The organism is Lutibacter sp., assembly GCF_040883305.1.
In the GTDB taxonomy this organism is placed as follows: Bacteria; Bacteroidota; Bacteroidia; order Flavobacteriales; family Flavobacteriaceae; genus Lutibacter.
In genome coordinates this window covers 1-6,372 of record NZ_JBFLKT010000418.1, presented here as the reverse complement: position 1 = coordinate 6,372, position 6,372 = coordinate 1, and the positions used below count along the sequence as shown (strand labels likewise).

The 6,372-nt window shown below is 31.1% G+C and carries 5 protein-coding genes and 1 pseudogene; 4 read left to right on the top strand and 2 right to left on the bottom strand.

What is annotated here, in order from left to right:
• Window positions 1-11 precede the first annotated feature (11 nt).
• A complete protein-coding gene (locus tag AB1Z17_RS13530) occupies window positions 12-137 on the top strand; it encodes a fasciclin domain-containing protein (RefSeq protein ID WP_368052300.1) in 126 nt (41 codons plus the stop codon).
• A gap of 72 nt (window positions 138-209) precedes the next feature.
• On the opposite strand, the gene AB1Z17_RS13525 is transcribed toward AB1Z17_RS13530, so the two are convergent.
• Window positions 210-1,439: a uracil-xanthine permease family protein gene (locus tag AB1Z17_RS13525; RefSeq protein WP_368052299.1), complete on the bottom strand. Its 1,230-nt coding sequence runs from the start codon at window positions 1,437-1,439 to the stop codon at window positions 210-212.
• A 736-nt stretch (window positions 1,440-2,175) separates the two neighbouring features.
• Between AB1Z17_RS13525 and AB1Z17_RS13520 the strand changes: the two genes are divergently transcribed.
• From AB1Z17_RS13520 to AB1Z17_RS13510, 3 genes are read left to right on the top strand one after another with little or no spacing between them, the layout of a single operon-like run.
• Window positions 2,176-3,732, top strand: a complete 1,557-nt coding sequence (locus AB1Z17_RS13520) for an acyl-CoA carboxylase subunit beta (RefSeq protein ID WP_368052298.1) — start codon at window positions 2,176-2,178, stop codon at window positions 3,730-3,732.
• Between the two features lie 10 nt (window positions 3,733-3,742).
• Window positions 3,743-3,928, top strand: coding sequence for a hypothetical protein (locus tag AB1Z17_RS13515; RefSeq protein WP_368052297.1), 186 nt, complete (start codon window positions 3,743-3,745; stop codon window positions 3,926-3,928).
• 21 nt (window positions 3,929-3,949) lie between these two features.
• A complete protein-coding gene (locus tag AB1Z17_RS13510) occupies window positions 3,950-5,842 on the top strand; it encodes a pyruvate carboxylase subunit B (RefSeq protein ID WP_368052296.1) in 1,893 nt (630 codons plus the stop codon).
• A gap of 72 nt (window positions 5,843-5,914) precedes the next feature.
• Here AB1Z17_RS13510 and AB1Z17_RS13505 read toward each other — a convergent pair.
• Window positions 5,915-6,372: pseudogene (locus AB1Z17_RS13505) on the bottom strand (TonB-dependent receptor); the annotation flags it as partial.

The window sequence follows — 6,372 nt, the reverse complement described above, 5'->3', positions numbered from 1 at the left end:
TTACTGCTAATATTTCTGGTGGAGCAACGTTAACAGATGCAAACGGAAGAGTTAGCAATATTGTTGCTACTAACGTACAAACTGCTAATGGTGTAATACACGTTATTGATAAAGTGGTATTACCAAATTTAAATTAAAATATACTTTAAAATAATAAAAACCTTCTTAAACATGTTTTAAGAAGGTTTTTTTATGATATCAAATTGAATTTATTCTTCTATTTGATCGACTTTTATAGGTTTTGATTTGTTCGGTAGCACTAAATTTAAAATAACTCCAACTACTGAAGCTAAACCAATCCCTGCTAAAGAAAAATTTCCATAACCTAATTGAGCACCGCCTATACCAACTGTTAAAATAATAGAAACTATCACTTGATTTCTTGTTATTGAAAAATCTGTTTTAGCATCAATTAATGTTTTTATTCCAATACTTGCAATCATACCAAAAAGTAATAGCATAATTCCACCTAGAACAGAAGCAGGGATTGTTTTTAAAATTGCACTAATCTTTCCAATAAGTGAAAATACAATTGCTGTAACTGCAGCAATACGCAACACTCTTGGGTCAGTAATTTTTGTTAAGGCTACTGCTCCAGTTACTTCAGAATAGGTTGTATTTGGAGGACCACCAAAAAAACCTGCAAATGCTGTGGCAATACCATCTCCTAATAAAGTTCTATGCAAACCTGGATCTTTTACAAACTTTTTATTTGCTACACCTCCAATTGCATACATATCTCCAATATGTTCAATAATTGGAGCAATTGCAACAGGAATCATATATAAAATTGCTCCCCAATTAAATTCAGGTGCTGTAAATTTAGGCAACGCAAACCAAGCTGCTTCTTTTACAGAAGAAAAATCAACCAAACCAGTAATAATTGAAATACTATAACCAACAATAATTCCAATAAAAATTGGAATTAGTTTAATCATTCCCTTTGTAAAAGTTACAATTAGTATTGCTGTAGCTAGAACAGCAAGTGCAACTGGCCAGTTAGTTTTTGCCATATCAACCCCTGCAGATGCTAAAGACAAACCTATAATCATAATTACAGGCCCTACTACTACTGCTGGAAATATTTTCTCGATAACTCTTAAACCCCAAAGTTTAACAATCCCAGAAACTATTGTATAAACAATACCAACAGCAATTATACCTCCTAAAGTACCTGGATAGCCATATAGTTTTGTTGCTGCAATTATTGGCGCAATAAAAGCAAAACTACTCCCTAAAAAAACAGGAACTTTTCCTTTGGTAATTATGTGAAATATGAGTGTTCCAACACCAGCTGTAAATAAGGCAACAGAAGGATCTACATCTATTAAAAGTGGGACTAGAACAGTTGCTCCAAAAGCAACAAATAAAAATTGGATACCAATAACAACTCTTTTTATTGGATTGGAAGTGTCAGTTAAAGTTTGATTTTGTTTCATTTTTTTTAATATTTATTGAATTTATACATTTAGATTTCTAAAATTTCTTTTCTCTATCCAAAGCAGTATTTTTCAACTTATTGGTTAATTAATTAAGATTTTTCAAAACGACTAAATTTTAAAAAGAATAAAATCTTATAATGAAATTTAATTAAGTTCTAAAAAATTCAAGCTAATTTAGTTATAAAAAGAACAGAATATTAATACAATTTTAAAATGTTATAAAAGTAATTTGTTAATAAACTTTAGTATAAAACATGTTAAACCTAGCGTTTTTAGGATTTATTGAAAGATTTTTTAACATTAAAAACATCAATTTTAATGATTTTTAGGCAAAAAAGAGGCTTATTTTAAAAATTTCACAATATGAAGGAATAATTAAAAAGACCTCTTTTTTAGCTTCCCGAAAACGTTTTAAATGGCACTTTTTTTGTATTTTTTTCTTTATAAAACGGCATTTACATCTTCCTTTTATGGATTAATTTTAAAAAATTAATTTTTATGAATAAATCAATATATTGTAAAATAATTTAATTATTATCATAAAAAAACCTTAAAATAAATATATTTTTAAGATATATTCAATAAATACATTGTTTAAAAATTTTTATAGAAATTTTTTACTTCTAAAAATATGACATTTATAAGCTTTTTTTCTTAATGTGTTTGTTAACTTTGTTACAGACGAAATTCTTAAAATTAAATATAAAAATTTTACATAAATAATAAACAAAATATGAAAGTTGTTGAAAAAATAGATCTGTTAAAAACCAAACGAGAGCAAGTTGCTCAAATGGGTGGTGATACAAGAATTGAAAAGCAACATGCCAAAAATAAATTAACGGCGCGAGAACGTATAAATCTTTTATTTGATGAGGACAGTTTTCATGAAATAGATGCATTTGCAAAGCATAGATCTACTAATTTTGGAATGGAACGTGTTGAAGTTGTTTCAGACGGTGTTATAGTTGGATATGGTTTAGTAAATGGAAGATCTGTTTTTGCTTATTCACAAGATTTTACATCAAGAGGTGGTTCTTTAGGACAAATGCATGCAGCTAAAATCTGTAAGGTAATGGATTTAGCTATGAAAGCCGGTGCTCCTATTATTGGATTGAACGATTCAGGTGGGGCGAGAGTTGAAGAGGGAGTTGATGCTTTAAAAGGATATGGAGATATTTTCTTTAAAAACTCAAGAGCTTCAGGTGTAATTCCACAAATTTCTGCAATTATGGGACCTTGCGCTGGTGGAGCTGTTTATTCCCCAGCAATTACTGATTTTGTTTTTATGGTTAAAAAAACAAGTCATATGTTTATTACAAGTCCTTATGTAATAAAAACCGTAACTGGTGAAGAAACAACATTTGAAGAACTAGGAGGTGCAATGGTTCACAGTTCAAAAAGTGGTAACTCACATTTTGCTTGTGAAAATGACGAAGATTGTATTGAACAAATTAGAGATTTAATAGATTATTTACCAAATAATAATATGGAGACTGCTCCAGCATTAGAAATGGGTGACGATCCTAAAAGATCTTGTGATATATTAGATACATTTATACCAGATGATTCTAAAGTTCCTTATGATATGAAAACAATTATAGAGGAAGTATTAGATGGAGAAGATTTTTATGAAGTGCACGAACACTTTGCTGAAAATGCAATTGTTGGTTTTGGTAGATTAAATAATAGATCAGTAGGAATAATTGCTAACCAACCAATGATTTTAGCCGGTTGTTTAGATATTGATGCTTCAGATAAAATAGCCAGATTCATAAGAACTTGTGATGCTTTTAACATTCCATTAATTACATTTGTAGATGTACCAGGATATTTACCAGGAGTTACTCAAGAATTAAATGGTATTATTAGACATGGAGCAAAACTATTATATGCTTATTCTGAAGCTACAGTTCCTAAATTTACTGTAGTATGTAGAAAAGATTATGGAGGTGCTTATTTAGCAATGAGTTCTAGTCATTTAGGTGCCGATATGGTTTTCGCTTGGCCAACTGCTGAAATTGCAGTAATGGGAGCTAAAGGAGCTGTTGAAGTAATTTCAACCTATAGAAAAGATATTAGCGAAGCAGCAGATAAAGCAGCTAAAACTCAAGAGAAAATTGATGAGTATGAAAAAGCTTTCAGCGTCCCTTATTTGGCAGCTGAAAGAGGATATATTGATGAGGTGATTTTACCAAGTGAAACTAGAGAAAGACTAATAATGGCATTAGAAACAATGTCTTCTAAGTCAGAGATTTTACCTCCTAAAAAACACGGAAACATTCCACTATAATTTTATTATTATGACACAAACACAAAAAAAGAGAAGAGCAGCAGTAATCGCAGTAAGTGCTTACACTCAAATGGAAACGAAACCAAATAAAGTATCTAATGATGCTTGGGGAAAAAGAGGAATAAGTAGAATTATTAGTGATAGACAAATGGTACAAAGTAGGGTGAAAACATCAGGAGTTAAACCTTTTCTTTAAAAATATTAAAACATAAAAATGATGAATTTCGATAAACACGGGATATTAGAAATGTCCAAACTAGAATTTGGAGTGGATCGTCCTAAAGCGGCTAATCCAATAAAAATTAACGACGTAAGTTTACGTGATGGTCACCAATCTTTATTTGCTACACGTGGTCGTACCGAAGATATGTTGCCAGTTGCAGAAATGATTGATAATGCAGGCTATAATGCAGTTGAAACCTGGGGTGGAGCCACATTTGATACTATGCACCGTTTCTTAGGTGAAGACCCATGGGAAAGGCTAAGAACTTTGAAAAAAGTAATGCCTAAAACACCTTTTTCTATGTTACTTCGTGGACAAAATGTTGTGGGTTACCGTAACTATGCAGATGATGTAGTAAAAGCATTTGTGCAACGTTCTATCGATAATGGAATGGATATTTTCCGTTGTTTCGATGCTTTAAACGATTACCGTAACTTTGAAACTGCAGCTCAAGTAATTAAAGCTAACGATAAGCATTTTCAAGGTGTTGTTTGTTATACATTAAACCAACCTCGTTTAGGTGGAGATGTATATAATATGGAGTACTATCTTAATAAAGTAAAAGAACTTGTTGCATTTGGTGTAGATTCTATTTGTATTAAAGATATGGCTGGTTTAATTGCTCCTTATGACATTTATAACATGGTTCGTGAAATCAAAAAAATTACTGATATTCCTTTAAACTTGCATACACACTTTACTTCAGGTATGGGTGATTTAGCAATATTTAAAGCAATTGAGGCAGGTGTTGATATTGTAGATACTTGTATTGGACCTTATGCCTACCGCACATCACATGCAGCTGTTGAACCATTAATTATGTCATTGTTAGGAACTAACCGTGATTCTGGAATGGATATTAACAAGATTACAGCTATTTCTGATGAAATGGAGAAATACATTCCTAAGTACAAACATTTAGATAACAATCCTAAATATTCTACTACAGACATTAATGTATTATTACACCAAACTCCTGGAGGAATGCTTTCTAACTTGGTTAACCAGTTAAAAGCAATGGATGCTTTAGATAAATTAGAAGATGTATTCCATATGTTACCGAAAGTTCGTAAAGATTTAGGTAATATTCCATTGGTAACACCTACTTCACAAATAGTTGGTGTACAAACTGTAAATAACGTATTGTTTGATACTTATGAAGGTGAATATGCAAATATTACTCAAGAAGTTAAAGACCTTTGTTACGGTTTATATGGTAAAACTACTGAGCCTATCAATCCAGAAGTTCAGAAAAAAGCTTTAAAAGATTACCCTCGTGGTGAAGAACCTATTACAGCTCGTCCTGGTTCCATATTAGAGCCTGAAATGGATGCTGTTAAAAACAAATTCAAAGATGTTACTCAAGATCTTGATGATGAAGTTTTAGTTGCATTGTATCCTATAACAGGTAAAAGATTCTTGAAATGGAAATATGGTAAAGAAGAAGTTCCTGCGGATGTAAAAGCTAAAACAATGGCTGAAGTTGAAAAAGAGCAGGAATTAATTGCAAAAGCTTTATCAGGAGAACTTACAGCTGCGGGTAAAAAAGGAAATACTCAAATGACAGAAATGGAAGTTATTGTTGATGGAGAGAAATTCAATGTTGCAATTCCAAACGGAAAAGCAATGGCACGTCCAAAACGTAAGAAAAAAGAGTCTAATGAGCAAAGTAATGAAAATGCTTTATTAGCTCCAATTCCAGGAATGATTGTTGAATTTAAGAAACAAAATGGTGATACTGTGAAAAAGGGTGACCAGGTTGTTGTGCTTGAAGCAATGAAAATGATGAACAACTTTGAAGCTCATAAAGATGGGGTTATATCTGGAATCAAATACGATTCTGGTGATTCTGTCACAAAAGGAGATGTATTATTTGTTATTGAATAACTATTGAAGTATAATGTTTTAAAAAGTAGCCTGAAAAAATCAGGCTACTTTTTTATACAATAATTTCAAAAATTATATTTTCATTTTAATACTGGTAATTAAATTCCTTCCAATATTATTTATTCCATCTGCTTTTAAACGTGATAAATGAGAAATATACGATTCGTTAAAAACATTCTTCATAATAAGGTTAACATCCAAATTAACAGATTTTAATTTAATAGTTCCTCCTACTCCAATATTTACCAAATTATACCCTTTGCTTTTAGTTTCAAACTCACTTAAATTAGTTTGTTTAAAGGTATTTTCAAGCGTTACAGCTACAAAACCATTTTGCAAGGTTTTAGTGCTATTAAATTCTGCTCTTATAGTATTTGTTAGTTTATTTGCAGGAATTAACGGTAAATAATCACCAGTATCTTGTTTTCCTATAACCATTTCAAAATTACTATTTAAATGCAACCAGTCTAACGGATGTGGATGTAAATGCAACCCAAATTCACCTCCATATAATTTTGCATTGTCCTGGG